Source organism: Autumnicola aciditolerans (assembly GCF_041679265.1).
Lineage (GTDB): Bacteria > Bacteroidota > Bacteroidia > Flavobacteriales > Flavobacteriaceae > Autumnicola.
Map to the genome: position 1 here is coordinate 63917 of NZ_JBGFSM010000009.1, position 26097 is coordinate 90013.

Here is a 26097-nt window from a genome sequence, read left to right on the forward strand (position 1 = left end):
TTAAGCTTTTCTCTTTTAGTTATAAATTGACTTTAGTTCCAACCTTTTCTCCGGTAACCACCCGCAATAAATTGCCGGGAGTATTCATGTCGAATACAATAATGGGCAATTCATTTTCCTGGCTTAAGGTAAAGGCCGTTGTATCCATTACTTTTAGCCCTTTTTTAATTACATCTTCAAAAGTAATATAATCAAATTTGGTGGCTTTTTTGTCTTTTTCAGGGTCTGCTGTATAGATGCCGTCCACCCGGGTGCCTTTAAGGATCACATCGGCGTGAATTTCAATGGCGCGCAATACCGCGGCAGAATCTGTAGTAAAATATGGGTTTCCGGTGCCTCCGCCAAAAATAACCACCCTTCCTTTTTCAAGATGGCGGATCGCTTTTCTACGGATAAAAGGCTCTGCAACTTCATTTATTTTAATAGCCGATTGTAGCCTGGTTTGTATCCCGCCATCTTCCAGGGCGCTTTGCAGGGCAAGCCCGTTGATTACCGTGGCAAGCATACCCATGTGGTCGCCCTGTACGCGGTCCATTCCTTTGCTGGCGCCGGCAACTCCCCTAAAGATGTTTCCCCCGCCAATCACTATGGCTACTTCAATTCCCAGGTCTGTTACAGATTTTATTTCTTCAGCATATTCTGCCAGTCTTATAGGGTCAATGCCATATTGGCGCTCTCCCATTAAAGCTTCCCCGGATAATTTTAGAAGTATTCTTTTATAGTGCATAGCGAGATTTATAAATGATTGATGCAAATATAGATAATATCTTAGTTTGAGAAATAACTTAAATAAAAGGAATCTTATTCCGGTAGCTTTTATATTTTGTCAGCCTGCAATGACAGGTTTCTTAAAATTTCAATTGGCCGGGTTTTTGCTATTTTAGAGGTTAGTAATTCAAGAAAATTAAAAGATGTTAGGATATTATATAATAGCAGGATTAATCTTTATTGTGAGCATGTATGTGAGCAATAAGCTAAAGAGTAAGTTTAAAAAGTACTCTAAAGTACATCTTCAGAACGGGATGAGTGGAAAGGAAATCGCTGAAAAAATGCTTCATGACCATGGCATTTATGATGTTAAGGTAATTTCGGCCCCAGGGATGCTGACAGATCATTACAATCCATCCAAAAAAACCATTAACTTAAGTGAAGGAGTTTATTCCCAGCGCAATGCCGCTGCCGCTGCAGTGGCTGCCCATGAGTGCGGGCATGCTGTGCAACATGCAAAAGCTTACAGTTGGCTGCAAATGAGGAGTAAACTGGTACCGGTGGTAAGTGTGGCTTCCAGGTTTTCGCAATGGGTGATCTTTGGTGGTCTAATGCTCATGGCCACAACGGCCATGGGAAGTACCATTTTGTTAATTGGGATCATTATGTTTGGGTTGGGAACCCTGTTTAGTTTTATTACGTTACCCGTGGAATATGATGCCAGTAAACGTGCCCTGGTATGGCTGGAGACCGAAAATATGCTGAGCAGGCAGGAACATGATGCGGCTGAAGATTCGCTAAAATGGGCCGCCAGGACCTATGTGGTGGCTGCAATTGGTTCTCTGGCTACCTTGCTTTACTTCCTTAGTATCTATATGGGAGGCAGGCGGTAAGAGCTGCTTTCAGATAAAGTTTATAATTATCAATCATATATTAAGATAAAAGGCCGCATTTTTCTGTGGCCTTTTTCAATTGATTTCTGCCTGTTTGTTACAAAATGCAATAGGATAAATTTAAGCAGGGAAGCAGGTTGATTTAAAAATTACTCGGTTCCTTAATTGGCACAGAAGACCTGATAGTTGAAGGCTTTAAATTTTTATTTGTCTTTTTATTTGCTGGTTTAAAGAAATAAAAGTTTCTGTCCTGGAGACACCTTCTATGCCCTGTATGTTTTTATTGAGCACCTGCATTAAGTGCTCATTATCTTTACACAATATTTTTAAAAATATGGACCAGTTACCGGTGGTATAATGGCATTCAATTACTTCAGGAATTTCTTTAAGCTGATTTACCGCCCTGGGATTACTAACTGCCTTATCCAGGTAAACCCCCACAAAGGCCATGGTTTTGTAGCCCAGCAGCCGTGGGTCTATCATTAATTTTGAACCTTCAATAAGGCCAGATTTTTCCAGTTTTCTCAGGCGCTGGTGTACTGCCGCCCCCGTAATCCCTATTCCCCGGGCTATTTCCAGGATGGGTTTTTTCGCGTCCTCCATTAAAGTATTCAGGATGGTTTTATCTATTCCATCTATAACTACACTTTGATCTACAACTTTCATAATGCCAGGTTTTGGATGTAAAGCTAAAATAAGAAATTTGCTTTACAATATTAACCTCCAACCGCTCCTAATGGATTATACCCCAAGTATTCTGTATGTTTTTCCTTGAATATGATATTATGCTTCGCCAGTTCCCCGAGAATGGGTTCATACACTTCTTTGGTAATGGGCAGCTGCACTCCGGGGGTGGTAATTTCCTTATTCAGGATTTTTAAAGCTGCAATGGCTACTGGCAAACCTACGGTTTTCGCCATGGCGGTCTCCTGTTGATTCTTGCCAATATGAGCCATGGTGGCATCTATCTGTTTTTTTTCTCCATGCAGTTCGTAACCAAATTTATGGTACATTACTATCATGTCCTTATCCTCCGGCTCAAGGGTCCATTTATCCATTAAAATTTTCTGAAGCGCCTGTGCCGGGGTGGCATCTTTAATCCCAATTTTCTTTTTGTCATTAAAAAGGTCCAGATCGGTCAATTTTTCCCACATGATATCATCCTGGTCAATCTTCAGAATATGGCGCATTTTCAATTCTACGGAATCGGTAGGCGAATAGGGCAGGAATGAGTTCACAAAATCGCGGTAACTCATATTTTCAGAGTTGAACATCGTAAAGCTGTCATCTGTCATTCCCAGTTGAACAAACATATTCCATGCACGGCTGAAGCCCACCCGCCTTATCGTGCCGCGATAAAGGGTAAGGATATCCTCCAGGCCGTAAAGAGAGCGATAATCGAGGGAATTCCTGTTGGCATAAGCTTCAAACTTCCCATAGCCTTCAATGGCTAGAAATTCTGTCCTTCTAAATAAACGGTGGTAAGGAATAAACTTATATTTTCCTTCCTGGATAAATTCGGCCACACCGCCCTGTCCCGCCACCACCACGTTGCGCGGGTTCCAGGTAAATTTATAATTCCAAAGGTTATTGTCGCTCTCCGGAGCAACCAGGCCGCCGGTAAAAGATTCAAAAAGCAGCATTTTACCGCCCTCTTCCCTAATCCTGTCAATTACCTGCATGGCGCTCATATGGTCTATGCCGGGATCTACGCCAATTTCGTTCATAAAAACCAGGTTCTTTTCTTTAACTTCTTCATCTAAAGCTTTCATCTGAGGGCTTATGTAAGAAGCGGTAACCAAGCTTTTTCTGAATTTTAAGCATGCCCTGGCAACTTCAATATGAAACCTGGCGGGAAGCATGGAAATTACGATATCTGCGATTTTCACCGTCTCTTCCAGGTTTTCTTGATTGAAAATATCAAGAAAAATGGCTTCACATCGGCCGTATCCTTCCGCTATTTTTTTAGCATTGGTAAGGTCAATATCGCCTATTTTCAGGAAAAGATCTTGTTTTTCAGATTGGTCCAGCAGGTATTTTATAAGGACAGCAGTAGATTTTCCTGCACCAATAATTAAAATTTGTCGCATAAATTGAGTTAGTTTTGTGTAGTGTATCTAAATTATTAAAATTTTGCGTCTGCTGGAATTTACAGGGCCTTCAGTTTGCTGAAATATATGTGAGATGAATAAAAAATTTCTGGTTGCGGGGGCTGTTTTTGGCCTTCTTGGAGTAGTCATTGGAGCCTTTGCCGCCCATGGCCTTAGGCCCTTAATTACTACGGAATCTTTGCAAACATTTGAAACCGGGGTCAAATATCAAATGTACCATGCCCTGTTTTTGCTGATTTTGGCCGGGGGAAATTTTCTTACTCCAAAACTAAAAGATGCTGTTTTTTATCTTTTGATTTTTGGCATTCTCTTCTTCTCGGGATCCATTTATTTATTGGCCACCAATAATTTAACCGGTTTTGACTTCCGAAGTATAGCATTGGTAACTCCTTTAGGCGGAAGCCTGTTAATTATCGCCTGGATTCTTGTCCTTATAAGTGTAATAAAGTTAAAAGAGAAATAAAACAGGATGAGAAAGAGGGCTTTCCATCAGGTATTTTTAATTTTGTATTTGTAATTAAACCACACAAACTAAAAATTATGATTACACATGAAGAAGTTACGAAAACGATTTCGTTAAGGGGCTACGGAATCAAAAATGCCAAAACTTATTATCAGCTTTCCCCGCAGGAACTGCATGAGGAAACTCTTAAAAGAGGAGAAGGGGTGGAGGCTGCCAGCGGAGCCCTTGCGATTAATACCGGTAAATTTACCGGGCGCTCTCCAAAAGACCGATTTATTGTAAAAGATGAACTTACTAAAGATGAGGTTTGGTGGGGAGACATTAATATTCCCTTTGAAAAAGAAAAATTCGACCGGTTGTACAGGAAGGTTGCAAAATATCTTTCCGGGAAAGAATTGTATGTGAGGGATGCTTATGCCTGTGCAGATGAGAATTACCGGATGAACTTAAGGGTGATTAATGAATATCCCTGGTCTAATATGTTCTCTTACAATATGTTTCTTCGTCCTGAAACAGAAGAACTGGCAACTTTCAGGCAGGATTGGAGCATTATTAATGCTCCCGGTTTTCAGGCAGATCCCGATACTGATGGCACCCGACAGGGAAATTTCGCTATTATTGATTTTACCAGTAAGATGGTACTAATTGGTGGTACAGGATATACAGGAGAGATTAAAAAAGGAATATTTTCAGCATTGAATTTTATATTGCCAAAATTTCATAACACCCTGCCTATGCACTGCTCGGCCAATGTGGGAGAAAAAGGAGACACTGCTGTTTTCTTTGGATTATCGGGAACCGGTAAAACAACTCTTTCCGCAGACCCGAATAGAAAGTTAATAGGAGATGATGAGCACGGATGGACTCCTGAAAATACCATCTTTAATTTTGAAGGCGGTTGCTATGCAAAGGTTATCAACCTGACTGAAGAAAATGAGCCGGAGATTTATCATGCCATAAAACCCGGTGCCATTCTGGAAAATGTTATCCTGGATAAAAAGGGCAAGGTGAACTTTGAAAATGCTTCTATTACTCAAAATACCAGGGTGAGTTATCCTATAGGTCACATTAAAAATATTCAGAAGCCTTCTGTTGGGGAGAATCCCAGGAACATCTTTTTTTTAACAGCCGATGCTTTTGGTGTTTTGCCTCCAATCAGCAAATTATCACCCGGCCAGGCCGCGTATCATTTTATAAGCGGTTATACCGCAAAAGTGGCAGGAACAGAGGCAGGTATAGAAGAGCCTGTGCCTAATTTTTCAGCTTGTTTTGGCGCACCTTTTATGCCGTTGCACCCTACGCATTATGCTGAAATGCTTAGCAGAAAGATGAAAGAGGCCAGGATTAATGTCTGGCTGGTAAATACCGGATGGACGGGAGGTCCTTACGGCACCGGAAGCCGGATGAAATTAAAGCACACCCGTGCAATGATTAGTGCGGCTTTGGAAGGAAAACTGGAAAATGTGGAATTTGAGACTCATAAAATTTTTGGGCTTCAAATGCCGCTAACCTGCGAAAATGTTCCTGCGGAAGTGCTGAATCCTGAAAAGACCTGGAGAAATATGGAAGATTATAACCGCAAAGCTAAAGAGCTGGCTTCTTCATTTAAAAAGAATTTCCGGCAGTTTGAAGAATATGCAAACGAGGAAATTTTAAATGGAGGCCCGGTTGTTTAGATTTAATTAGTTGAACAAAATCCGGTGCCTTGAATAAGCTGCCGGATTTTTAATGTCTTGTGATTGCGGAAAGCAAATGCCGTTAAATATTCATGGGATTTACAGATAAAAATAACTCCCGGAAATAACAGAAAATCTTCCGCAGCAATCAGAACTAATTATTTTAGACAACAGACAACAGACAACAGACAACAGACAACATGAGAACTACTTCTTATTCACCTGTGCAATATATTTATTAAGCGCCATGGTCATGGAAGGAGTTTCGGCAGTTGGAGCCTTAATATTGACTGTTAAGCCATGTTCTTTGGCAGCTTTAATGGTGGTGTTTCCAAAAACTGCGATCCGGGTTTCGTTTTGCTTAAAGTCAGGAAAATTTTCGAAGAGGGATTTAATACCGCTGGGGCTAAAAAACACCAGGATATCATAGGTTACATCCCTTAAATGGGACAGGTCGCTTACCACCGTCCTGTAAAGCACTGCTTTTTTCCATTCCACTCCAAGTTTGTTCAGGGTTTTAGGAACATCCGGTTTTAGCATATCTGATGAGGGAAGTAAGAATTTCTCGTTTTTGTACTTTTTAATGAGCGGGGATAATTCAGCAAAAGTGCGCTTGCCAACATAGATTTTACGTTTTCTATACACCACATATTTCTGAAGATAATATGCCACAGCTTCACTAAGGCAGAAATATTTAAGGGTATCGGGCACTTTGTAGCGCATTTCTTCAGCAATTCTAAAGAAGTGATCTACGGCATTCCTGCTTGTTAAAATGATGGCGGTGTACTTGGTAAGATCTACCTTTTGCTGCCTTACTTCCTTAGAAGGTACGCCTTCAACATGTATAAAAGGGATGAAATCAATTTTTACTTTTTGTTTTTCCTCAAGCTCAAAATAAGGAGAGTTTTCAACTTTTGGTTCAGGCTGAGAAATCAAAATTGTTTTCACTTTCATATATCAGTACTTTTTTATCCCCGGTTATTTAGTAACCACCTTGTACAAAATAATATAAGGGGCAATTTCGAGAGCGCAAAGGTACAAAATAAAATAAAACAACTGCTGTGAAATCAATCGCTGATTTTGTTTAATGACCATAAATAGTCCCAGGCCGTTACTCAGCAGCAGAAACAGGAGCAACCCGTAGAGAATATTACGGGTGGGACTAACGGCATAGGTTAGAAAAACGACTGCGATAAAAACAAATAACGCCAGAAAATTCCGGTAGCCCAGTTTTTTAAAAATGTATTCATCCATTTGCTGGTCCAGTCCAAAAATATTGGCGATTATTTTTTCAATCCCTGTTTTTACCATCACAAAACAGGTATAGCCGGTGGCAATGCGTATGTAAAGAATCTTTGGAGAGATTCCAGGAGCTCCTTCAAAAAACGTGTAAAACAAAAGGAGAAGAAGGGAAACCACGGCAATGTTTACCAGAAACAGCAAAATGTTAAAAGGATGAAAAGCATTGTTCTCCTTACCCTTAAACATCATAAATTTGTTTGAAGTTAGCATAGACAGGAACTCCCCGAAACGCTGTGGATAACGATTCCGGATTATAGCCAGGATAAGGATGCAAACCACAAGTATTATCGTAATCCAGTCGGTAGATTCTACTTGTCTCTCTATTGCTTGCAAGGGAAAAATATTTTTTACAAATGTATGATATTGAATGAAAAACTTGAGGCTCTTACCAAAGAAAGCATAAGTTAAAATATTACATTTGTGCAAAATTCTCCGGGATGGTAAAAGGGATAATTATTATACCCACCTATAATGAAATAGAAAATATAGAACGTATTATAAGGAATGTGTTTTCCCAAAGGCGTAAATTTCATATTTTGGTGGTTGATGATAATTCTCCGGATGGTACTGCAGCCAGGGTGCGTACTTTACAGGCAGAGTTTCCGGAGTGGCTGTTTCTGGAAGAAAGGAAAGGAAAACTTGGTTTGGGCACAGCGTATATTTTGGGGTTTAAATGGGCTCTAAAAAAGGGTTACGACTATATCTTTGAAATGGATGCCGATTTTTCTCATAATCCAAATGATCTTATCCGGTTGTACAACGCCTGTAAAAGGGATGCTGCCCATGTAAGTATAGGTTCCAGATATATAACGGGGGTAAATGTAATTAACTGGCCAATGAACCGTGTTTTAATGTCCTGGCTGGCTTCCCGTTATGTGAGGTTTATCACGGGAATGGATATTGAAGATACCACCGCTGGTTTTGTTTGTTACAAAAGGGAGGTGCTGGAAAGAATCAATTTAGATAAAATACAATTTGTAGGTTACGCGTTTCAAATTGAAATGAAATTCAAGGCCTACCTTTTAAAATATAAAATTGTGGAAGTGCCGGTTATTTTTACAGACAGGACAAAGGGAACTTCTAAAATGAGCGGCTCTATTATTTCTGAAGCCGTATTTGGGGTAATAAAAATGAAGATGAAAAGTCTTTTTAATAAGGTTGAAGTGCAATGAAAAAAGTTTTAATAAAAAACGCCAGAATTGTTAATGAAGGAAAAATTAAAGAAGGCGATGTTTTTATAGAAGATGGAATTATAATTGAAATTGCTGACAGTATAAGTGCTAAATCCCCCGATGTTGTTATTTATGATGCCGAAGGGAATTACCTTTTACCGGGACTAATAGATGATCAGGTTCATTTTAGGGAACCCGGCCTAACACATAAGGAATCTATAGAAACCGGGTCCAGGGCGGCTGTTGCAGGAGGCATAACTTCTTTTATAGAAATGCCCAATACCCTGCCGCAAACCACCACTATAGAGTTGCTGGAAGAAAAATTCCGCCTGGCACAGGAGTCTTCTTACGCCAACTACTCTTTTATGTTTGGAGGGACCAACACCAACCTGGAAGAGATTTTAAAGGTAAACCCCAAAACCACCGCCGCATTAAAATTGTTCCTGGGATCTTCTACAGGGAATATGCTGGTGGATGATGATAAAGTCCTGGAGCAGATTTTTTCGAAATCCCCTCTTCTAATCGCGGCACACTGCGAGGACGAGGCAATAATCCAGAAGAATTTAAAAGAATGTGTGGAGCGGTATGGAGATGATATCCCTGTGGAACTGCATCCTAAGATTCGCAGTGCAGAAGCCTGTTACAAATCTTCTTCCAAAGCTGTTGCGCTTGCTAAGAAAACAGGGGCAAGGCTGCATGTATTCCACGTTTCCACTGCTAAGGAAATAGGGCTTTTCAGCAATAAAAAACCCCTTAAAGATAAAAAGATCACCGCAGAGGTGTGCATCCATCACCTTTGGTTTGATGAATCAGACTATGCAAAAAAAGGAACTTTTATCAAATGGAATCCCGCGGTAAAAACAAAAAAGGATAAGGATGCTTTGTTGCAGGCTGTTAAAGATGATTACATAGATGTAATAGCCACAGACCATGCCCCGCATACCCGTGAGGAAAAGAAAAATGTATATACCAAAGCGCCCAGCGGCGGCCCATTGGTACAACATGCCCTTCCTGCTCTTCTGCAAATGCACCACCAGGAGAAGATAAGCCTGGAGAAAATTGTGGAAAAAATGTGCCATAATCCAGCCATTTTGTTCCAGATTGAAAAACGCGGATTTATAAGAGAGGGCTACAAAGCAGATCTTGTTTTAGTAGATTTAAATGCCCCCTGGGCAGTACAGCCAGACAATACACTGTACAAATGCGGCTGGTCTCCATTTGAAGGCACAACTTTTAAATCCCGGGTTACGCATACTTTTGTAAATGGCCGCCTGGTTTACCGTAATTTTAAACATCAGCCTTTTGTGCGGGTGGCAGAACGACTTACTTTTGACCGTTAAGCCTGAAATGATAAAAAAAATCCTTTTCATATTAATATCTTTTTTTCTGCTTTGTGCCTGTCAGAACATTGAGCGTACAGAGCGGCCAGATGATTTAATTGGCGAAGATAAGATGGTAGATGTGCTTACAGAACTGGCCATTTTGCAATCGGCAAGAAACCTTAACAAGAATGTGCTGGAGGAGGCCGGGATACATCCTGAAGAATATATTTATAATAAGTATGATATAGACAGCCTGCAGTTCCAAAACAGTAACGATTACTACACAGAGAATTTTACAGAATATGAGCATATCTTCACCCGGGTTAAGGACCGGCTGGAAAAGGTTAAAATAGTGAGGGACTCTATTAGGGAAGAGGAAGTGCGGGTAGAAGATTCCATAGCCAGGCTGGATTCCATCAGCAGGGATTCTATCAAAGAACTTCGGGGAAATAATATTAATGTACGGGACAGTCTAAATGATGCCGTACAATTCCGCAGGAAGCGCTAAGCATCAATTTTAGATTGGTAGATTTCTGCGGTTTCCGCAATACAATCTGCTACGGGTGAAAATTGAAAATCCAGGTATTGTTTTATCTTTCGATTGCTGAAGTGCCATTCATCAAATAAAGAATAGACCGAATCCCGGGTAAGTTGCTTTTTAAAGCCAAAAATACTGCCCAGGCTTTGCAGCATCCACCCTGCAAAAACCATCCATTTTTTTAATGCTCTGGAAGGAGGTTTTTTCTGAAGGCTCTCTGCAGTTAAGCTTAAAACGGTTTTAAAGCTGAGGTTTTCTGAAACCAGGATAAATTGTTCATTTTTTATTTCAGAAGCCATTAGATGCTGCATGGCTTTTACCACATCTTTCACCCCAACAAAGGCAGTAATCTTTGGAAAATGATATTTAAAACCTTTATAGACCTTTTTAAAGAGCAGGCCGCTGCCTGAATTCCAAAAACCCGGACCAATAATAACTCCCGGATTTACAATTACGGCATCTACGCCTTCCTGTGTCCCTCGCCATACTTCAATTTCAGCCCCGTATTTGGAGATCGCGTAATCGCTGTGGTCTTCTTCAGGATTCCAGGTGGTTGCTTCAGTAATATTATTCCCTTCAAGAGGTTTGCCCATACTGGCCGTACTGCTTACATGGCAGAGTTTTTTAATGGAATTGGCAATACACAGGTTTACAATATTTGCTGTCCCGGCAATGTTATTTTGTCTTAGTTTTTTTGCGTCTTTGGGGTCAAAAGAAACCAGGGCGGCACAATGGTACACATATTCCACTTCTTCAAATGCCCGGCTAAGTGCCGGAACATCCTGTATATCTGCCACACGCCACTCTATTTTACTGAAAAGCGCTTTTGCTTCTGAAGTAGAGGTATAATAAGAAAATACTTTTTCTACAGCATGAAGATCACTGGTTTTTCTATAAATCGCACGGATCTTTTTCTGGGATCTGCTGAGGTCAAACAGCAGATGTGAGCCCACAAGCCCTGTACCTCCGGTAACTAAAATCATGGGGTAAATATAGCGAAAGCACCTAGGAAAAATAACAGTTTATGGTATCTTTACGGCTGTTTTTATAAGAATTGTAGATTATGATTAAAAATTTTATAGAAGAACTTAAGTGGCGCGGAATGTTGCATGATGTAATGCCCGGTGCAGAGGAACATCTAAATGCTGCCATGAGATCTGCTTACATTGGTTTTGATCCTACGGCAGATTCCCTTCATATCGGGAACCTGGTGCCTATCATGTTGCTGGGCCATTTTCAACGTTGCGGGCATAAACCTTTTGCCCTTGTGGGCGGGGCAACCGGGATGATTGGTGACCCTTCAGGAAAGTCTGCCGAGCGTAATCTTTTAGATGAAAAAACCTTAAGGCATAACCAGGAGTGCGTAAAAGACCAGCTTTCGCAGTTTCTGGATTTTAATTCAGGCCAAAAGAACGAAGCGGTCCTGGTGAATAATTATGACTGGATGAAGAAGATCTCTTTTCTTGATTTTATAAGGGACGTGGGGAAACATATTACCGTGAATTACATGATGGCAAAGGATTCGGTAAAGAACCGCCTTTCAGGAGAGGGTACAGAAGGCATGTCCTTCACAGAATTCACCTATCAACTGGTGCAGGGGTACGATTTTCTTCATCTTTATAAAAACAATGACTGTACCCTCCAAATGGGCGGTAGTGACCAGTGGGGAAATATTACCACGGGAACTGAGCTTATACGGCGAATTGCCGGCGGAAAAGGTTTTGCCCTTACCTGCCAGCTAATTACCAAGAGCGATGGCAGTAAATTTGGGAAGAGTGAAGGGGGCAATGTATGGCTGGACGCCAACAGGACATCACCTTACAAATTTTACCAGTACTGGTTGAATACCAGCGATGAAGATGCTGAAAAATATATCAAAATTTTCACATTTTTAGATCGGGAGACTATTGAGCAGCTAATAAAGGAGCATAAGGAAGCACCACATCAGCGTTTGCTTCAGAAGACTCTGGCGCGGGAAGTCACTATTACCGTACACAGTGAGGAAGAATTTGAGAATGCTGTGAAAGCTTCAGAAGTATTGTTTGGCAAGAGTACTGCTGAGGATCTTAAAAGCCTTAATGAAGCAACATTTCTTGATATTTTTGAAGGGGTGCCACAGGCGGAAGTTCCTCTTGCAGAGGTGCAAACCGGCCTTGACATGATTGCCGCGCTTTGTGCCCGTACCAATTTCCTTAAATCTAACGGGGAAGCGAGAAGGGCACTAAAAGAAAATTCTGTTTCTGTAAATAAGGAAAAGGTAAAGGAAGATCATGTTATTACCCAAGCAGACTTGATAAACGGCAAATATGTGATCCTAAACAAAGGCAAGAAAAATACCTTTATAATAAGAGCGGTATAGCATGCAAAATCCCTCTGTACCATAGGGGATACAGAGGGATTTGCAACTAACTAACCAATCAATCAATTATAAAAAAACCAACCTAACCTATCAAAGAAGATACAGCATTAGGTTTGCTGTCCTTGCTTCTATTAAGTCGGTAAAATTGCTTCACATTACAAAATTCAGAACCTTTTTTCTTTGTTTAATAGAGGGAATTCCGGCTGTAAAATACTATAACACCATAAGGTTACAGCCGCGTATATCGCTGTTGTCAAATCTTCCCAGGATCTCGTAACTTTTTTCTGAAAGCATTTTGCCTAAATCCTGCGTGGCAATAAAAGAGCAGGAATAAAGGTTTGCAAGGTCGATAATATTTATTCCCCCGGTTTTGTTCGCGGGTAGAAGGCTTACCGCATCTTCAGGATCCCTTATGAGGATCTTCATCCACGGCGGGCATTCAAATATGCCTGCACCTTTAGAATAAGCCTGCGATAGCAGCTCTGTCATCCCGTATTCACTATGTATTTTTTCAACTCCAAAGCCTTCAGAAAGTATTTTATGAAGTTCTTCACGAATCATTTCTTTACGCCGGCCTTTCATCCCGCCGGTTTCCATAACAACAGTATTATTCAGCTGAAATTTATAGTTTTCAACAAGATCAAGAAGGGCAAAAGAAACTCCAATTAAAAGTATTTTTTTTCCGGCTTCATCTAATTCCTGCAATTTCACGGCCAGATCCTTAAGGTCATTAAGGTAAAAGCCACTTTCCGGGTTTTTGCTTCTCTTGATGAGGTGGTCTGCCATATAAATTAATGAGGAACCTTCCCTTTCAAGGTAAGATGGTAAAAGGGCAAATATTACCAGGTCCTGGGGATTTCCGTAGAAATATTCAAAAGCTTTATTGAAACTTGTTTCATAAAGGCCGAAATCTGTCACATAATGTTTGCTCGTGCTGCTTCCGGTGGTGCCACTGCTGGTAAAGGTGATTTGTGGCTTTTCTTTGGAAGAAAGTAAAGTTTTGGTTTTAAAAAATTCTATTGGCAAAAAGGGAATTTGGGTGATATTCTTTATTTCCGCTGGATTTTTTTCCAGCAATTCGCAAAACCTCCTGTAAAATTTATTGTGTTTGTACTGAAACTGAAAAACTTCTAAAGCGATATGTTGAAATTCAGCTTCAGAAGAAATAGCAAAAATTCTTTCTTTAAGCATTGGTGAAAGTTAAGGAAACCTGCAAATGAAAAAGCTTCTATGGGATAGAAGCTTATACAGAAGAATTAATTTTTTTATTTAATGACCAGTTTTCGTGTAGCCCTGTTGTTTTGCTCTTCAATCTTTAAAATATAAATGCCTGGAGTGAGACTTGAAACATCCAGCTCTCTTCCTCTTAACCTTATTTTTTTTACAGGTTTTCCCAGAACATTATAAATCTCTATTTCCTTTTCAAGATTCCTGGTAGTACTTATATATACTTTACCATTTGTCACAGGATTGGGATAAATGGAAAGGCCGGAGATGGGCACTTCTGTTTTATGCCCTGTGCTGGTAGTATCCTGTGCTTCAGCCGGAATGGCGAAGAACAGTAGAACTATTATGAAGAAACTGAAAAAGTATTTTTGCTTCATTCTTTCCTGGCTGGTTTTTACAAACTTACAAAGAAAATTCAAAAACCCTGCCATAAAATTTTGCCAAAAGCGTTAAGGAATTATTGAAAAATAGCAAAAGGCCGCTGTTGAGGCGGCCTTTTACTGGCTAATTATATTTCGGCTTTTGAAATTCCGAATAAAACCTTTACTCCATAGAAGGGAAAGAATATCCTGTCCAGTCAAATACTGAAGTGTCTGCTCCTGTATTACCAGGTGCTACAGTGATATTTGCTCCAACTTCATTTTTAATATCAGTACCATCGGCTTCACCAATTGCGCTAACATTTATAGAAGTGCTAGCAGCGGCAGGACCTGCGCTGTCAGTCAAATCGATGAAATCGCTTGCAGAACCAGCATCTTCTCCTTCAGCTGCCATGATAGCAATTACACCGTTATTAATTGTTATAGAGCTTCCTCTTCTTATTTTAATCATGTCAGCCATTGCGATGGTTGACTGGTGGTAGAGGGTAAGACCGTCAATGGTAGGATTAGATCTTGGATCTGCATCGTTGTTGTCACTGTTGTTATCAGCTTCAATTCCGCGAGGGTCTTCAGTTACATCATTATAACCAAATTCCCTGATTCCGTAAAAGTTGGTTCCGTTTCCTCTCCAACCTTCAGTCCAGTCAAACCAGTCATCTTTGGCGTTAACAATAAGGGCGTTGTCTACATCAACAGTTCCGCCAAACCATTCTATACCATCATCATCACCATATCGTACCATAATGTTGCTAATGCTGGTGCCGCTTCCTACTGCATAAAAAGTAAAGCCGTTAAATTCCTGTTCTCCACCAATACGCGCTCCGGTGTATTCCAGGATCATGTAATCTATGCTACCGGAATTATCTTCATCGTCATTACCTCCGTAAGTGATATCCGCAACCTCTGTTGTGGCGGTTTCACCTGAGTTAATAGAAGCGTATCCAGCTAACATTAGCCCTCCCCAGTCTCCTGAACGGGGATTTTCAGCAGCAGAAGTAATGGTGATAGGAGCATCAGCAGTTCCTTCAGCATCAATCATAGCGCCTTGTTCAATAGCGATGTAAACATCAGTTCCACCCGCAGCAGCCATAATAGTTGTGCCTGGTTCAATAGTTAAGGTAGCACCTTCTTTTACCTCAAGGGCACCGGTAAGCATCCATTCTGTATCGGCATCTAAAGTAATATCTGCAGTTACATCACCTTTAAGATCGGAAGCATCTAAATCCACATCATCCTGGGAGCCAATTACACCGTCTTTTTCTTCGGCTGCTTCACAAGGTTCGCAGGATCCGCCGCAATCAACACCGGTTTCATCTCCGTTTTGAATACCATCATCGCACGTCTCTTCTGTTGGTTCCGGATTAACCACATCGTCATCTTCGGAACAGCTCCACAAAAGTGATACAAGAGCGATTGCCATAAAAATTGATTTGAATTGTTTCATTGTTTTTCTAATTAAAAATTAATAATTGGTTAAAGTGAATAGTTAATGCCTATGGAAAATGTAGCTCCCTTTTTAAAGGAATTAATTACCTGGGAATTTCCATTTATATCTTCCTGAGTGAGTTCAAAATCTGGATTGAGAATATTTTGAACTTTAAAATTGATTCCCCAATGCTCCGCAAAAGTGCTTCTTGCAATAAAATCTAATGTGGGAATTCCGGTCTCTACAATATTTCCTTTTTGTTGAACTCCTAGTGAATATATCCTGTCGCTGAAGTAATTAAGAACTACCGAGGAAGTAAGTGCAAAATTTTCTGAATTATAGTTATGCGTTAAATCCGTGTTTAGAAGAAAAGGTGCGGCACCTTCAAGTTGGTCTTCATTATTTGTAAAATTTGTAGATTCATCTGTTAAATCCTGACGGGAGTAGAGGTAAGATGCGTTTAGCCCAAAAGACAATTCTTGATTTGTTGTAGAATTTTCTCCTCCTTCAACTTCAAATATATCTTTACGTACTTCCACTTCCACCCCTGCAACATCTGCTTCGTCACCAGAATTTATGTATGACAGTTGGTTGGCTGCTGAGTTTACCTGTACACGGTTTATAGGATCTATGATTTTTTTGTAGAAACCAGTAAGTGATAATATTTCACTGGAACTTAGGTAATATTCATATTTTATGTCAAAATTATAGTTATCTGAAGGTTGTAGGTCAGGATTACCATAACTGGCAAAATTTACATCCTCATATACAAAAGGAGCTACTTCCTTGAATTGAGGGAAGGTATAGGTTTTACTACCTACTACTCTTAAAATACTATTTTCGCTAAAATTGTATTTTCCTGTTATACTTGGTAGAAAGTAATTTTTGTTAATTGTAGAAGGATCAACGTTTAAATCGTCAGCACTGCTTGAAAGATTTGTATTCCAGTTTACATATTGTTCAACATTTTCATATCGCATGCCTAAAATGGCAGTTAATTTTGTGTTGAAGTTGTATACAACATCTGCAAATCCTGCATGAATGGTTTTTTCTCCTTCATAAAAAAATGGATCCAAGGGGTTAAAATCATCTCCAAAACCGCTATTGGTAGTTAACCTGAAAGTGTTGTTCGAAAGGTTTTCATCATTAAAAAGAAGGTCAGGGTTATTAGTGTCTACCGGGGCAGGAGAACCAAAATCATGGTTAAATTGTAAAAACTCAAAAGTTCTGTCGGTGTCTTTATAATCGTAGCCTAAATTTATTTGACCTTTAGTTGAACCATCATCTTCTATTTCTCCAATCTTATAATTAAAGTTTAGATGTCCAGCGATCTCGTTTTCTTCAAGTTCAGAAAAGAATCTTAGGTTATAGGCTGGTGTCCCTACAGCAACCCTGTAATTGCTGCCATTGTACACAAAAGTATTCTGCCGCCTGTCTGGTTCGTTGGCGCGGGTCATATTGTATGCTACCGCCGCGTTTAGATCCAGTCTCTCAGATAATTTGAAATTCCCGTGAAGCTGATTGACAAAAATACTATTATCATTTACCTGTTGCCTCCTTATGAATGCATAATCGGTTTCTTCTTCAGAAATGTTAGCCGATTGGCCAAAATATTCTCCCACACTTTGGGAATTGTTATGGATATAAAAGGAATTAAGTTCTAAATTGTTATCATTAAATTCATAGTTAAAATTACCCATTAATATTTGAGAAATATTATAAAGGTATTTTTGAAAATCCAGGTTACGCAATGGTAAACCCTGGGCGTTTATAACTTTTGTATTTCCTTCCTGGTAAGCATACTTACTGTCCATAGAACCAATTAATAATGCACTAAATTCATTCTCCCCTATGTCAAAACGCTTTCCAGCCTGGAATGAGGCTTGTGTATTTATTTGTGTATTTCTGGAATTAGGAGCCAGGGAATTTTGAAAGTCATAATTGTTTAAGCTGGTAATTGGGCTGTTATTGTCTGTTCCGTAACCAAACCAGCTGGCACCATCTACGGTCTTAAAATCTCTATTTACTGCCAAAGAATTAAATCCTGTGCCTATTCCAATTTGCAAGGCTTCGCTTCCATAAAGTTCTTTGGAAACAATATCGATGTTTGCGCCGGCCATATCCCCGTAAATTTCAGGACGAAATGTTTTGCTTATGCTTAAGCTGTTAATAATGTTCGAGTCAAAAAATTCCAGTGCAATATTTTTATATTCAGGATCTTCTGAGGGTAAAGGCAAGCCATTAAGAGTCGTAGAATTATATCTGTCTCCCAAACCGCGAACAAAAACATTTTTCACACCTTCCTGCTTACTTACGCCGGCAAGTTTTGTTACGGCAGATTCAGCATCACTTACACCTTTACGCGCCAGCTCCTGTGCGCCTATACTTTCCTTAATTTGAATAGCGCCTTTTTGCTCCAGCAGAAGCGCAACTTCAGAATCCCTTCGTGAAACGGTAGAGATTACCACTTCATCCAGAGAGGCCGCACTTGCTCCAAGTCCTGTGTTTACTTCTGTCACCTTTCCTGCCACCACCTCTACGTTAGGAACTTCAAGGGTTTCGTAGCCCACAAAGCTAAATTCCACAGTATAAGTGCCGGGTTGAAGTTTGTCCAGCACATAAAGTCCATCCATATCTGTAGTAGTTCCCCTGGATGTTCCTTTTATGATTACATTAGCAAAGGGAAGCGCTTCCCCGTTCATTTCTTTGTCGGTTAATTTCCCAACGATGGAACCCGTGGTACCTTCCTGCGCAAGTGAAGGCAGGGTGGTGAAAAAGATTAAAGCTAAAAGCGTTACAATTTGTTTCATTCCTGTGTTTAAATTCTATGGCGCAAATAAACGGCGACAATGTAAACACGAGGTTAATCACATATTAATCGTTTATGATGTTAATGTTAGATAAAGGTTACCAATCTTCCGGATGAACCTAAAAATGAAATTTATCTTTATTTTTACTCATAATTTCTCTTAACTACTGTAATGAAGAAAAAAGATATTACTATCCTGTTGGTAGACGATGAACCCGATATTCTTGAGATTGTTGGGTATAACCTTTCTTCGGAAGGCTACAAGGTAATAACTGCCGATAATGGCGCCGAGGGTGTGAAGCTCGCTAAAAAGAAAAATCCACAGCTCATTATCCTGGATGTGATGATGCCGGGAATGGACGGGATTGAAGCCTGTGAAAAAATCAGGAAAATTCCTGAACTGGAAGATACCATCATCGCCTTTTTAACAGCAAGAGGTGAAGATTATTCCCAAATGGCCGGTTTTGATGCCGGAGCCGATGACTATATTACCAAACCTATCAAGCCAAAAGTACTGGTAAGTAAAGTAAAAGCGCTTTTAAGAAGGTTTAAGGATGATACCCCTAATGCCAATATTGTAAAAATTGGAAATCTTACAATTAATCGAGAAGAGTACAAAATAGTAAAGGATGGTAAGGAAATGCTTTTGCCCCGTAAGGAATTTGAATTATTGTCCCTGCTGGCTTCCAAACCCGGGAAAGTTTTTAAGAGAGAGGATATCATGGATAAGATATGGGGTAATGATGTGGTGGTAGGAGGAAGAACCATAGATGTTCATATAAGGAAACTGCGGGAAAAAATTGGGGACGATAGTTTTAAGACGGTGAAAGGAGTGGGATATAAGTTTGTGGTTTAATGGCAAAAAAATTTAAGCGTTCATACAAATTTGCAATAAAGACCTCGGCATACATCGCGGTATTTGTGAGTCTTTTGGTAGGCGCTTTTTTGTTTTTTATGGGGAACCTGCAAGGGGTGCCTATGCTCATTTTTATAATAGCAACCTACACCTTCTCTTTCTTTATAATACAGCAGCGGGTAGAGTATTTTATTTACCGCCGTATTAAAAAGATCTATGACAATGTTTCTTTGCTGGATTCCACAACCCTCCGCCCCAGCCAGGTCACTACAGATATGGCTACCCTTACCAAAGAGGTGGAGAAGTTTGCTGAAAATAAGAAGCTGGAAATTGAAGCTCTTAAAATAAGGGAAACCTACCGGAAAGAATTTATGGGAAATGTGTCTCATGAACTTAAAACTCCCCTTTTTACGGTTCAGGGATATATCCTTACGCTGCTGGACGGTGCAATGAAGGACAAATCTGTAAGAAAGAAATATCTTAACCGCGCAAGTAAAGGGGTAGAGCGGCTCATCTATATTGTAAAGGACCTGGACATGATCACCAAACTGGAAACCGGCGACCTTCACCTGCAAATGGAAGATTTTAATATTGTGGATCTTATACAAAGTACTTTTGACCTTCTGGAAATGAAGGCTGCCAAGAAAAATATTACCCTTACGTTTGATACCGCCTACCAGGAACCTGTTTATGTTAACGCAGATAAGGAAAGGATTCAGCAGGTACTTACCAATCTGGTGGTAAATTCCATTAAATACGGGAAAAAGGATGGTACCACAGAAATTTCCATAGAAAACCTTATCAAAAATAAGGTAATTGTAAGAATTACCGATAATGGAGAGGGCATAGAGAAACAGAACATTCCCCGGCTTTTTGAGCGCTTTTACCGTGTGGACAAAAGCGGTTCAAGAAAAGAAGGCGGCTCGGGATTAGGCCTTTCTATTGTAAAGCATATTATTGAAGCACACGAAGAAAAAATATATGTGGAGAGTGTTTTTGGTGTGGGAAGTGAATTTTCTTTTACCTTAGAAAAGAGCAAAGAGTTCCCTAAAATGGCTGGTACCTCCAATATCTTTTAAGCCCTTGTAATCTTTAAGTTCCTTTAGGAGGGAAAGCTCAAACTTATCCTGCCTGCAAAAAGGCGCAATTCCTAAATTCTCTAATCGTTCTGCCAGATATTCCTGTTCAAACTGGCCTGGGGTGGGTATAAAAAAGGCCTTCTTTTCCAGTTTGGCGAAGTCCATGATACTGGTGTAACCAGAGCGGGAAATAATATTTTCCGAAGAATTAAGCACTTCTTCCAGTTCTTTTCCAAATTTATAATTTTCTATCACCAGATTTTTATTGTCCAAACTTGGGGTAAAGTTTTCACCCAGCAGCCCTCTAAGCATTAAAACCTTTTCTGAAGTATTTTCAAACTTCTTCAGAAGGATTTCTTCCAGCAGGCTGCGCTGGGGCTCGGGCCCTGAAAGGAGGATAAGAAATTTGTACTTCACTGGCAGGTCCCGTTTTTTAAACCTGCTTAGGGGCCCTATGTATTTTATCGCGTCAGCCCTTTTTCCAAGATGGCCAAGTATGCCACTAAGATTTTTACTGCCAGGGGCATCTGGAATCCAGCATTCATCAAATTTCCTAATATATTTTTGATGAATTTTACTGCTGAAGTAAGTGGTGCTTCCGCTTAGCACATTTAACTGGTGAGTGATAAACACACAATTCAGGTGTTTATACCGTACTCCAAAACGATTATCTGAAATAATGCCGCTAAGATTGTAATCTTCCACCAGTTTTTTTGCAAGCTTTTTTTCCTCTTTTATGGCTTTCAAGATTCTTGGGCTGTCCCACATCATTTTCCATTTTAGGGTACTGCCATTGGTAGAATATTCAACATTATAAGAAGGGAGTTCAAAACTGGAAAGGTGTGGAAATTCCTTTTCCAGCAGCAAAAGGGCATTTCCATCTGAAGCCAGCACAGGTTCAAAATTGTGTTGCTCCAGCGCATGAATAATAGGAATACAGCGGGCAGCATGGCCAAGGCCCCAATTTAGTGCTGCGACTAAAATTTTTTTTCTGCGCATATAACAAATATATTGTTATCTCCCACTTCCCTATTTTTGTTAATTTTACCAAAATATTAAATATTGCCGTGGGAAGTAAAAATAAATTAAAGAGATTTAGAGAAAATGAGAATTTTGCAAATGTTATTCAGCCTTCAAGAGAAGAATTAACGGCCGGCAGGTTTGAATGGCAGGGACGCTGGAATCAATTCTTTGGAAACGAAAATCCGCTAATACTCGAGCTGGGATGTGGGAAGGGAGAGTACAGCTTAGGCCTTGCCCGGCAATATCCTGAAGCCAATTTTATAGGAATAGATATTAAGGGTGCCAGGTTTTGGCGTGGTGCAAAAACCGCCCTGGAAGATAATCTTTCCAATGTAGCCTTTCTGCGCACCCAGATAGAACTTATTGATCATGCTTTTGCTGAAAATGAGGTAGACGAAATCTGGATTACCTTCCCAGATCCGCAGATTAAATATAAAAGGACAAAACACCGGTTAACCAACAGTACTTTTTTGCAAAAATATAAGCATATTCTAAAGCCTGAAGGAATAGTAAATCTAAAGACCGACAGTGAATTTATGCACGGTTACACCCTTGGGTTGCTTCACGGTGCAGGACATGAGGTGATTTATGCACATCACGATATCTATAAAAATGAATATTCGCCAAAAGAAGTGCGCGAAATTCAAACATTCTACGAAAAGCAGTACCTTGAAAAAGGAAAGCCTATTACTTATATAAAATTCAGGATAAACTAAGGATTGGAAGAAGCGAAACTTATAATCATCACCTATTTTGCTGCCTTACTTGGCGTTTTGCCTCCCGGTCTGGTAAATATGACCGTAGCTAAAACCTGCCTTAAAGAAGGGAAAAAGAGTGGGGTGTATGTGGCTGCAGGAGCTTCCAGTATTGTGTTGGTGCAAGCATTTATTGCGGTTTTGCTGGCCAAGTATATTTTTGCGAACCCGTTTGTACAAAATATCCTGCTTAGAGCCGGGCTGGTGATTTTTCTCATTTTAGGTATTTACTTCTTTGTAATGGCCAAAAGAAAAACGGGGATTGAGCACAAATCCCATAAGGCGAATGCCCATAGTATTTTTAAAGGCATGCTCATTGCGGCTCTAAATGTATTTCCAATTCCATATTTTGTTGCCATTGCAGGGGCTTTAAACGTGGGAGTAGGAGTGACCTATCACTGGTACAAGATCATCACCTTTGCCATAGCAGCTTCTTTGGGTACTTTTACCAGCCTGTATGTTTATGTCTTTTTTTTTAACAGGATTGAAGGCAAAACCGAGACCTTCTCCCGTTATTCTAATTATTTTATGGCCGGTTTAATGCTGGTGCTGGTAATTATCACCCTCTTTAGAATTTACAACGCATGAAGCAGGATGGCAACAGTGGTTTTTTCAAGAAGGTATATCAGGTAGCTGAAAAAATTCCTGAAGGAAGGGTGACTTCTTATGGTGCGATAGCAAAATATCTGGGCTCGCCACAAAGCGCAAGAATGGTGGGATGGGCAATGAATGCTTCAAAAGGAATGGAGAACATCCCCGCGCACCGGGTGGTAAACCGTAAAGGCCTGCTCACCGGGAAAAGCCATTTTAGCGGGACCAATGCCATGCAGCTGTTACTGGAAGAGGAAGGTGTACAAGTAAGGGAGCTTCAAATTCACAATTTTGAAGCAATCTTCTGGGATCCCATGAAAGAACTTGATGAAGAATTCAACTAGTAAAAAGATCATCAACCAGGTTTATGCTTCAATAAATCAATTATAGGTAAATCCTTCGTATTCTTAGGTTTTCCACCTATATTTGCATTTAGAATCAATCTACATAAGCTGTTATGGGATTGTGTTAAGTTTATATAAAAAAGCCTTTTCAGGCTAAATGAGCAGATAATTTTTTCTGCTGAAAAATAAATACATTGTGAACTTGAATAAGAAAGACATTTTAAAAGCCCTGGAATCTGTTTCCGTGGCCGGTGAAGGAAAAAATATGGTTGAAGCCGGGGTGGTTCAGAATATCATGATCTTTGGAGATGAGGTGGAGGTAGACCTGGTTCTTGGATCTCCTGCGCTTCATATCAAAAAGAGGGCAGAGGTTGATGTAATGAAGGCCATTCACGAAAAGGTGAATCAAAAGGCCAAAGTGAAGGTGAACATTAAAGTGGAAGCCCCAGAGAAAAAGAAACCTGAAATAAAAGGTAAACCAATTCCCGGAATAAACAATATTATCGCCGTAGCTTCAGGCAAAGGGGGTGTGGGAAAATCTACCGTTACTGCCAATCTTGCGGTTACATTAGCCAAAATGGGCTTTAAAGTAGGGATTCTTGATGCCGATATTTATGGCCCGTCAACTCCAATGATGTTTGATGTGGAGGCAGAGAGGCCTCTTTCTGTGAATGTAGACGGAAAATCTAAAATGAAGCCTGTGGAAAATTACGGGGTGAAGATCCTTTCTATCGGATTTTTCACTAAACCTAACCAGGCTGTGGTTTGGAGGGGCCCTATGGCTGCAAAAGCTTTAAACCAGATGATTTTTGATGCGGCATGGGGAGAACTGGACTTTTTACTGGTAGATCTTCCTCCGGGCACGGGAGATATTCATCTTTCTATTATGCAGTCCCTGCCAATTACCGGCGCGGTTGTGGTAAGTACGCCTCAAAATGTAGCTTTGGCAGATGCTAAAAAAGGCGTGGCCATGTTTCAGCAGGAAAGTATTAATGTACCTGTGTTGGGTATCGTGGAAAATATGGCCTATTTTACTCCTGAAGAATTGCCTGATAATAGATATTATATTTTTGGCCAGGAGGGGGCCAAATATCTTGCTGAAGATTTGCAGGTGCCCTTTTTGGGAGAAATCCCATTAGTACAAAGCCTGAGGGAATCGGGGGATATTGGCCGTCCTGCAGCCTTGCAAACGGCAACTCCCCTGGAGAAGGCATTTGAAGATATTACCAGGAATATGGTGCAGGAAACCGTAAACAGGAACGAAAGTTTACCTCCAACCGAGGCAATTAAGATTACTACCATGGCTGGATGTAGCGCCGTTAAAAAGAAATAGATGACAAGCGAAGAAGTGAAACTTAACGTAGAGAAAGCTTTGGCTGAAATACGCCCTTTTCTGGAAAGTGATGGGGGCAATATCTCTCTGGTTTCTATTGAAGATGACCGGCTGGTAAAAGTACAACTGGAAGGAGCCTGTGTAGGTTGCTCTGTTAATCAAATGACGTTGAAATCTGGGGTGGAAATGACCATCAAAAAATACGCACCTCAGATTGAACAGGTTGTTAATATTGAGCGATAACAGCTTGGCATCAGGATGTAGATTATGATCAAAACCGATATTATTATTATAGGAGCAGGCCCCACAGGCCTTTTTGCCGTTTTTGAAGCAGGATTATTAAAGCTGAAGTGTCATCTTATAGATGCCTTGCCACAACCCGGTGGCCAGTGCTCAGAAATTTATCCAAAAAAACCAATTTACGATATTCCTGGTTTTCCTGAAGTGCTGGCAGGAGATCTGGTGAAAAATCTAATGGAGCAAATACGTCCCTTCGAACCTGGATTTACTATGGGGGAAAGGGCCGAAGCCATACGCAAACAGGAAGACGGTAGTTTTATAGTGACTACAAATAAAGGCACTCAGCACCAGGCTCCGGTAGTAGTAATCGCCGGGGGCCTCGGCAGTTTTGAACCCAGGAAGCCGCCTATAGCCAATATTGCAGATTATGAGGACAAAGGTGTGGCTTATATTATTCGGGATCCTGAAATTTACAGGGATAAAAAGGTGGTGATTGCGGGAGGTGGAGATTCGGCTTTAGACTGGTCCATCTTTCTGGCAGGTGTAGCTTCAGAGGTGACATTAGTGCATAGGCGTAAAGATTTTCGTGGCGCTTTGGATTCCGTAGAGAAAGTAGAGGAGCTTTCTAAAATTGGTAAAATTAAGCTTATTACCAATGCTGAAGTTGTAGGATTACAGGGGGAAGAGAAATTAGATGCTGTAATCATAAGGCATAAAGACACCGCAAGGGGAGAAGAGGTAAAAGAAGTAAATCATTTTATCCCGTTGTTTGGATTGTCGCCAAAGCTTGGACCTATTGCAGACTGGGGGCTGGAAATTGAAAAAAATGCAATCAAGGTTAACAATGCCTATGATTATGAAACCAATATACCAGGAATTTACGCCATTGGTGATGTAAATACCTATCCCGGGAAATTAAAACTTATTTTATGCGGATTTCATGAAGCGGCGATCATGTGCCAGAGCGCGTATCAAAAAATTTTTCCGGATAAAAAGTATGTTATGAAATATACTACCGTGAGCGGGATAAACGGTTTTGACGGCAGTAAAAAAGAAGCCAAAAAAGAAGTGATTAAGAGTATAAACTAAAATGAATAAGCATACAGGGCTCCAAAGCCTGTATTTTTAAAGATATGTCTGATATTAAAATTACCATTATAGACAGAGAAGGGCAAGCTCACGTGGTAGATGCCCCTACAGATATGAATATGAACCTGATGGAAGTGGTGCGTTCTTACGAACTCGCTCCTGAAGGAACTATTGGCATTTGCGGAGGAATGGCGATGTGCGCCTCCTGCCAGTGCTATATTCTAAACCTGCAGCACATGCTGCCCGAACAAAGTATAGAGGAAGAAGATATGCTGGACCAGGCATTTTTCGTGGAAGATAACAGCCGGTTAAGTTGCCAGATCCCAATTACCGAAGAGTTAGACGGCCTGGAGGTGAAACTTGCCCCGGAAGCGATGTAGTATTTTTAACCTTTATGGCAA

General features: G+C 40.4%; 27 protein-coding genes. 16 read left to right on the forward strand and 11 right to left on the reverse strand.

The window, feature by feature from the left end; translation table 11 throughout:
* Positions 1 to 19 precede the first annotated feature (19 nt).
* The gene (gene pyrH / locus AB8M93_RS11360; protein ID WP_373057707.1) at positions 20 to 727 is read right to left on the reverse strand and encodes a UMP kinase; all 708 of its coding nucleotides are present in this window, start codon (positions 725 to 727) and stop codon (positions 20 to 22) included.
* 184 nt (positions 728 to 911) lie between these two features.
* On the opposite strand from pyrH, the gene AB8M93_RS11365 reads away from it, so the two are divergent.
* The gene (locus AB8M93_RS11365) at positions 912 to 1601 is read left to right on the forward strand and encodes a zinc metallopeptidase (RefSeq protein ID WP_373057708.1); all 690 of its coding nucleotides are present in this window, start codon (positions 912 to 914) and stop codon (positions 1599 to 1601) included.
* A gap of 195 nt (positions 1602 to 1796) precedes the next feature.
* Here the strand turns inward: AB8M93_RS11365 and AB8M93_RS11370 are convergent, their stop codons facing one another.
* Both AB8M93_RS11370 and AB8M93_RS11375 read right to left on the reverse strand, forming a co-directional pair.
* Positions 1797 to 2267, reverse strand: a complete 471-nt coding sequence (locus tag AB8M93_RS11370) for an Lrp/AsnC ligand binding domain-containing protein (protein WP_373057709.1) — start codon at positions 2265 to 2267, stop codon at positions 1797 to 1799.
* Between the two features lie 50 nt (positions 2268 to 2317).
* Positions 2318 to 3691 carry a saccharopine dehydrogenase family protein gene (locus tag AB8M93_RS11375; protein WP_373057710.1) on the reverse strand — a complete coding sequence of 458 codons (1374 nt, stop codon included), beginning with the start codon at positions 3689 to 3691 and terminating at the stop codon, positions 2318 to 2320.
* Between the two features lie 94 nt (positions 3692 to 3785).
* Between AB8M93_RS11375 and AB8M93_RS11380 the strand changes: the two genes are divergently transcribed.
* Positions 3786 to 4175: a DUF423 domain-containing protein gene (locus AB8M93_RS11380; protein ID WP_373057711.1), complete on the forward strand. Its 390-nt coding sequence runs from the start codon at positions 3786 to 3788 to the stop codon at positions 4173 to 4175.
* A gap of 77 nt (positions 4176 to 4252) precedes the next feature.
* Positions 4253 to 5851, forward strand: coding sequence for a phosphoenolpyruvate carboxykinase (ATP) (pckA, locus tag AB8M93_RS11385; protein WP_373057712.1), 1599 nt, complete (start codon positions 4253 to 4255; stop codon positions 5849 to 5851).
* Positions 5852 to 6058: 207 nt separating this feature from the next.
* Here the strand turns inward: pckA and AB8M93_RS11390 are convergent, their stop codons facing one another.
* Together AB8M93_RS11390 and AB8M93_RS11395 are read right to left on the reverse strand one after the other, a co-directional pair.
* A complete protein-coding gene (locus AB8M93_RS11390) occupies positions 6059 to 6805 on the reverse strand; it encodes a uroporphyrinogen-III synthase (protein ID WP_373057714.1) in 747 nt (248 codons plus the stop codon).
* A gap of 24 nt (positions 6806 to 6829) precedes the next feature.
* On the reverse strand, positions 6830 to 7486 hold the full coding sequence (locus AB8M93_RS11395; RefSeq protein ID WP_373057716.1) for a DUF4271 domain-containing protein: 657 nt from the start codon (positions 7484 to 7486) through the stop codon (positions 6830 to 6832).
* A 104-nt stretch (positions 7487 to 7590) separates the two neighbouring features.
* On the opposite strand from AB8M93_RS11395, the gene AB8M93_RS11400 reads away from it, so the two are divergent.
* From AB8M93_RS11400 to AB8M93_RS11410, 3 genes are read left to right on the forward strand one after another with little or no spacing between them, the layout of a single operon-like run.
* Positions 7591 to 8325 (forward strand): polyprenol monophosphomannose synthase, encoded by a 735-nt coding sequence (locus AB8M93_RS11400; protein ID WP_373057718.1) that lies wholly within the window; start codon positions 7591 to 7593, stop codon positions 8323 to 8325.
* Complete coding sequence (locus AB8M93_RS11405; RefSeq protein WP_373057720.1) at positions 8322 to 9665, forward strand: dihydroorotase; 1344 nt, start codon at positions 8322 to 8324, stop codon at positions 9663 to 9665. The genes AB8M93_RS11400 and AB8M93_RS11405 overlap by 4 nt, the downstream gene beginning before the upstream one ends.
* Before the next feature lie 7 nt (positions 9666 to 9672).
* Entirely contained in the window at positions 9673 to 10155 is a 483-nt protein-coding gene (locus AB8M93_RS11410; RefSeq protein WP_373057722.1) for a DUF4296 domain-containing protein, read from the forward strand.
* Here AB8M93_RS11410 and AB8M93_RS11415 read toward each other — a convergent pair.
* Positions 10152 to 11168, reverse strand: coding sequence for an NAD-dependent epimerase/dehydratase family protein (locus AB8M93_RS11415; protein WP_373057724.1), 1017 nt, complete (start codon positions 11166 to 11168; stop codon positions 10152 to 10154). The two genes, AB8M93_RS11410 and AB8M93_RS11415, sit on opposite strands and share 4 nt — an antisense overlap.
* A gap of 80 nt (positions 11169 to 11248) precedes the next feature.
* Between AB8M93_RS11415 and tyrS the strand changes: the two genes are divergently transcribed.
* Positions 11249 to 12544, forward strand: a complete 1296-nt coding sequence (gene tyrS, locus AB8M93_RS11420; protein ID WP_373057726.1) for a tyrosine--tRNA ligase — start codon at positions 11249 to 11251, stop codon at positions 12542 to 12544.
* A 213-nt stretch (positions 12545 to 12757) separates the two neighbouring features.
* On the opposite strand, the gene AB8M93_RS11425 is transcribed toward tyrS, so the two are convergent.
* From AB8M93_RS11425 to AB8M93_RS11440, 4 genes are all read right to left on the reverse strand, one after another.
* Positions 12758 to 13735 carry a LuxE/PaaK family acyltransferase gene (locus AB8M93_RS11425; RefSeq protein WP_373057728.1) on the reverse strand — a complete coding sequence of 326 codons (978 nt, stop codon included), beginning with the start codon at positions 13733 to 13735 and terminating at the stop codon, positions 12758 to 12760.
* Positions 13736 to 13809: 74 nt separating this feature from the next.
* On the reverse strand, positions 13810 to 14148 hold the full coding sequence (locus tag AB8M93_RS11430; protein WP_373057730.1) for a T9SS type A sorting domain-containing protein: 339 nt from the start codon (positions 14146 to 14148) through the stop codon (positions 13810 to 13812).
* A gap of 166 nt (positions 14149 to 14314) precedes the next feature.
* Positions 14315 to 15595 carry a hypothetical protein gene (locus AB8M93_RS11435; protein WP_373057732.1) on the reverse strand — a complete coding sequence of 427 codons (1281 nt, stop codon included), beginning with the start codon at positions 15593 to 15595 and terminating at the stop codon, positions 14315 to 14317.
* Between the two features lie 29 nt (positions 15596 to 15624).
* Entirely contained in the window at positions 15625 to 18387 is a 2763-nt protein-coding gene (locus AB8M93_RS11440) for a TonB-dependent receptor (RefSeq protein ID WP_373057734.1), read from the reverse strand.
* Between the two features lie 171 nt (positions 18388 to 18558).
* Here AB8M93_RS11440 and AB8M93_RS11445 point away from each other — a divergent pair, with 171 nt between their 5' ends.
* Both AB8M93_RS11445 and AB8M93_RS11450 read left to right on the forward strand, forming a co-directional pair.
* Positions 18559 to 19242 carry a response regulator transcription factor gene (locus AB8M93_RS11445; RefSeq protein WP_373057736.1) on the forward strand — a complete coding sequence of 228 codons (684 nt, stop codon included), beginning with the start codon at positions 18559 to 18561 and terminating at the stop codon, positions 19240 to 19242.
* Positions 19242 to 20321 carry a sensor histidine kinase gene (locus AB8M93_RS11450; RefSeq protein WP_373057738.1) on the forward strand — a complete coding sequence of 360 codons (1080 nt, stop codon included), beginning with the start codon at positions 19242 to 19244 and terminating at the stop codon, positions 20319 to 20321. Before AB8M93_RS11445 ends, AB8M93_RS11450 begins: the two co-directional genes overlap by 1 nt.
* Here the strand turns inward: AB8M93_RS11450 and AB8M93_RS11455 are convergent.
* Positions 20268 to 21320 (reverse strand): glycosyltransferase, encoded by a 1053-nt coding sequence (locus tag AB8M93_RS11455; protein ID WP_373057740.1) that lies wholly within the window; start codon positions 21318 to 21320, stop codon positions 20268 to 20270. The genes AB8M93_RS11450 and AB8M93_RS11455 overlap by 54 nt on opposite strands.
* Positions 21321 to 21388: 68 nt before the next feature.
* On the opposite strand from AB8M93_RS11455, the gene trmB reads away from it, so the two are divergent.
* From trmB to AB8M93_RS11490, 7 genes are all read left to right on the forward strand, one after another.
* A complete protein-coding gene (gene trmB / locus AB8M93_RS11460) occupies positions 21389 to 22060 on the forward strand; it encodes a tRNA (guanosine(46)-N7)-methyltransferase TrmB (protein WP_373057742.1) in 672 nt (223 codons plus the stop codon).
* 3 nt (positions 22061 to 22063) lie between these two features.
* Positions 22064 to 22687, forward strand: coding sequence for a LysE family translocator (locus AB8M93_RS11465; protein WP_373057744.1), 624 nt, complete (start codon positions 22064 to 22066; stop codon positions 22685 to 22687).
* Positions 22684 to 23034 carry an MGMT family protein gene (locus AB8M93_RS11470; RefSeq protein WP_373057746.1) on the forward strand — a complete coding sequence of 117 codons (351 nt, stop codon included), beginning with the start codon at positions 22684 to 22686 and terminating at the stop codon, positions 23032 to 23034. The genes AB8M93_RS11465 and AB8M93_RS11470 overlap by 4 nt, the downstream gene beginning before the upstream one ends.
* A gap of 196 nt (positions 23035 to 23230) precedes the next feature.
* Complete coding sequence (locus AB8M93_RS11475) at positions 23231 to 24367, forward strand: Mrp/NBP35 family ATP-binding protein (RefSeq protein WP_373057748.1); 1137 nt, start codon at positions 23231 to 23233, stop codon at positions 24365 to 24367.
* Positions 24368 to 24610: a NifU family protein gene (locus AB8M93_RS11480; protein ID WP_081210586.1), complete on the forward strand. Its 243-nt coding sequence runs from the start codon at positions 24368 to 24370 to the stop codon at positions 24608 to 24610.
* Positions 24611 to 24634: 24 nt separating this feature from the next.
* Complete coding sequence (locus AB8M93_RS11485) at positions 24635 to 25696, forward strand: NAD(P)/FAD-dependent oxidoreductase (protein ID WP_373057750.1); 1062 nt, start codon at positions 24635 to 24637, stop codon at positions 25694 to 25696.
* Between the two features lie 44 nt (positions 25697 to 25740).
* The gene (locus tag AB8M93_RS11490; RefSeq protein WP_373057752.1) at positions 25741 to 26076 is read left to right on the forward strand and encodes a 2Fe-2S iron-sulfur cluster-binding protein; all 336 of its coding nucleotides are present in this window, start codon (positions 25741 to 25743) and stop codon (positions 26074 to 26076) included.
* Positions 26077 to 26097: the final 21 nt, after the last annotated feature.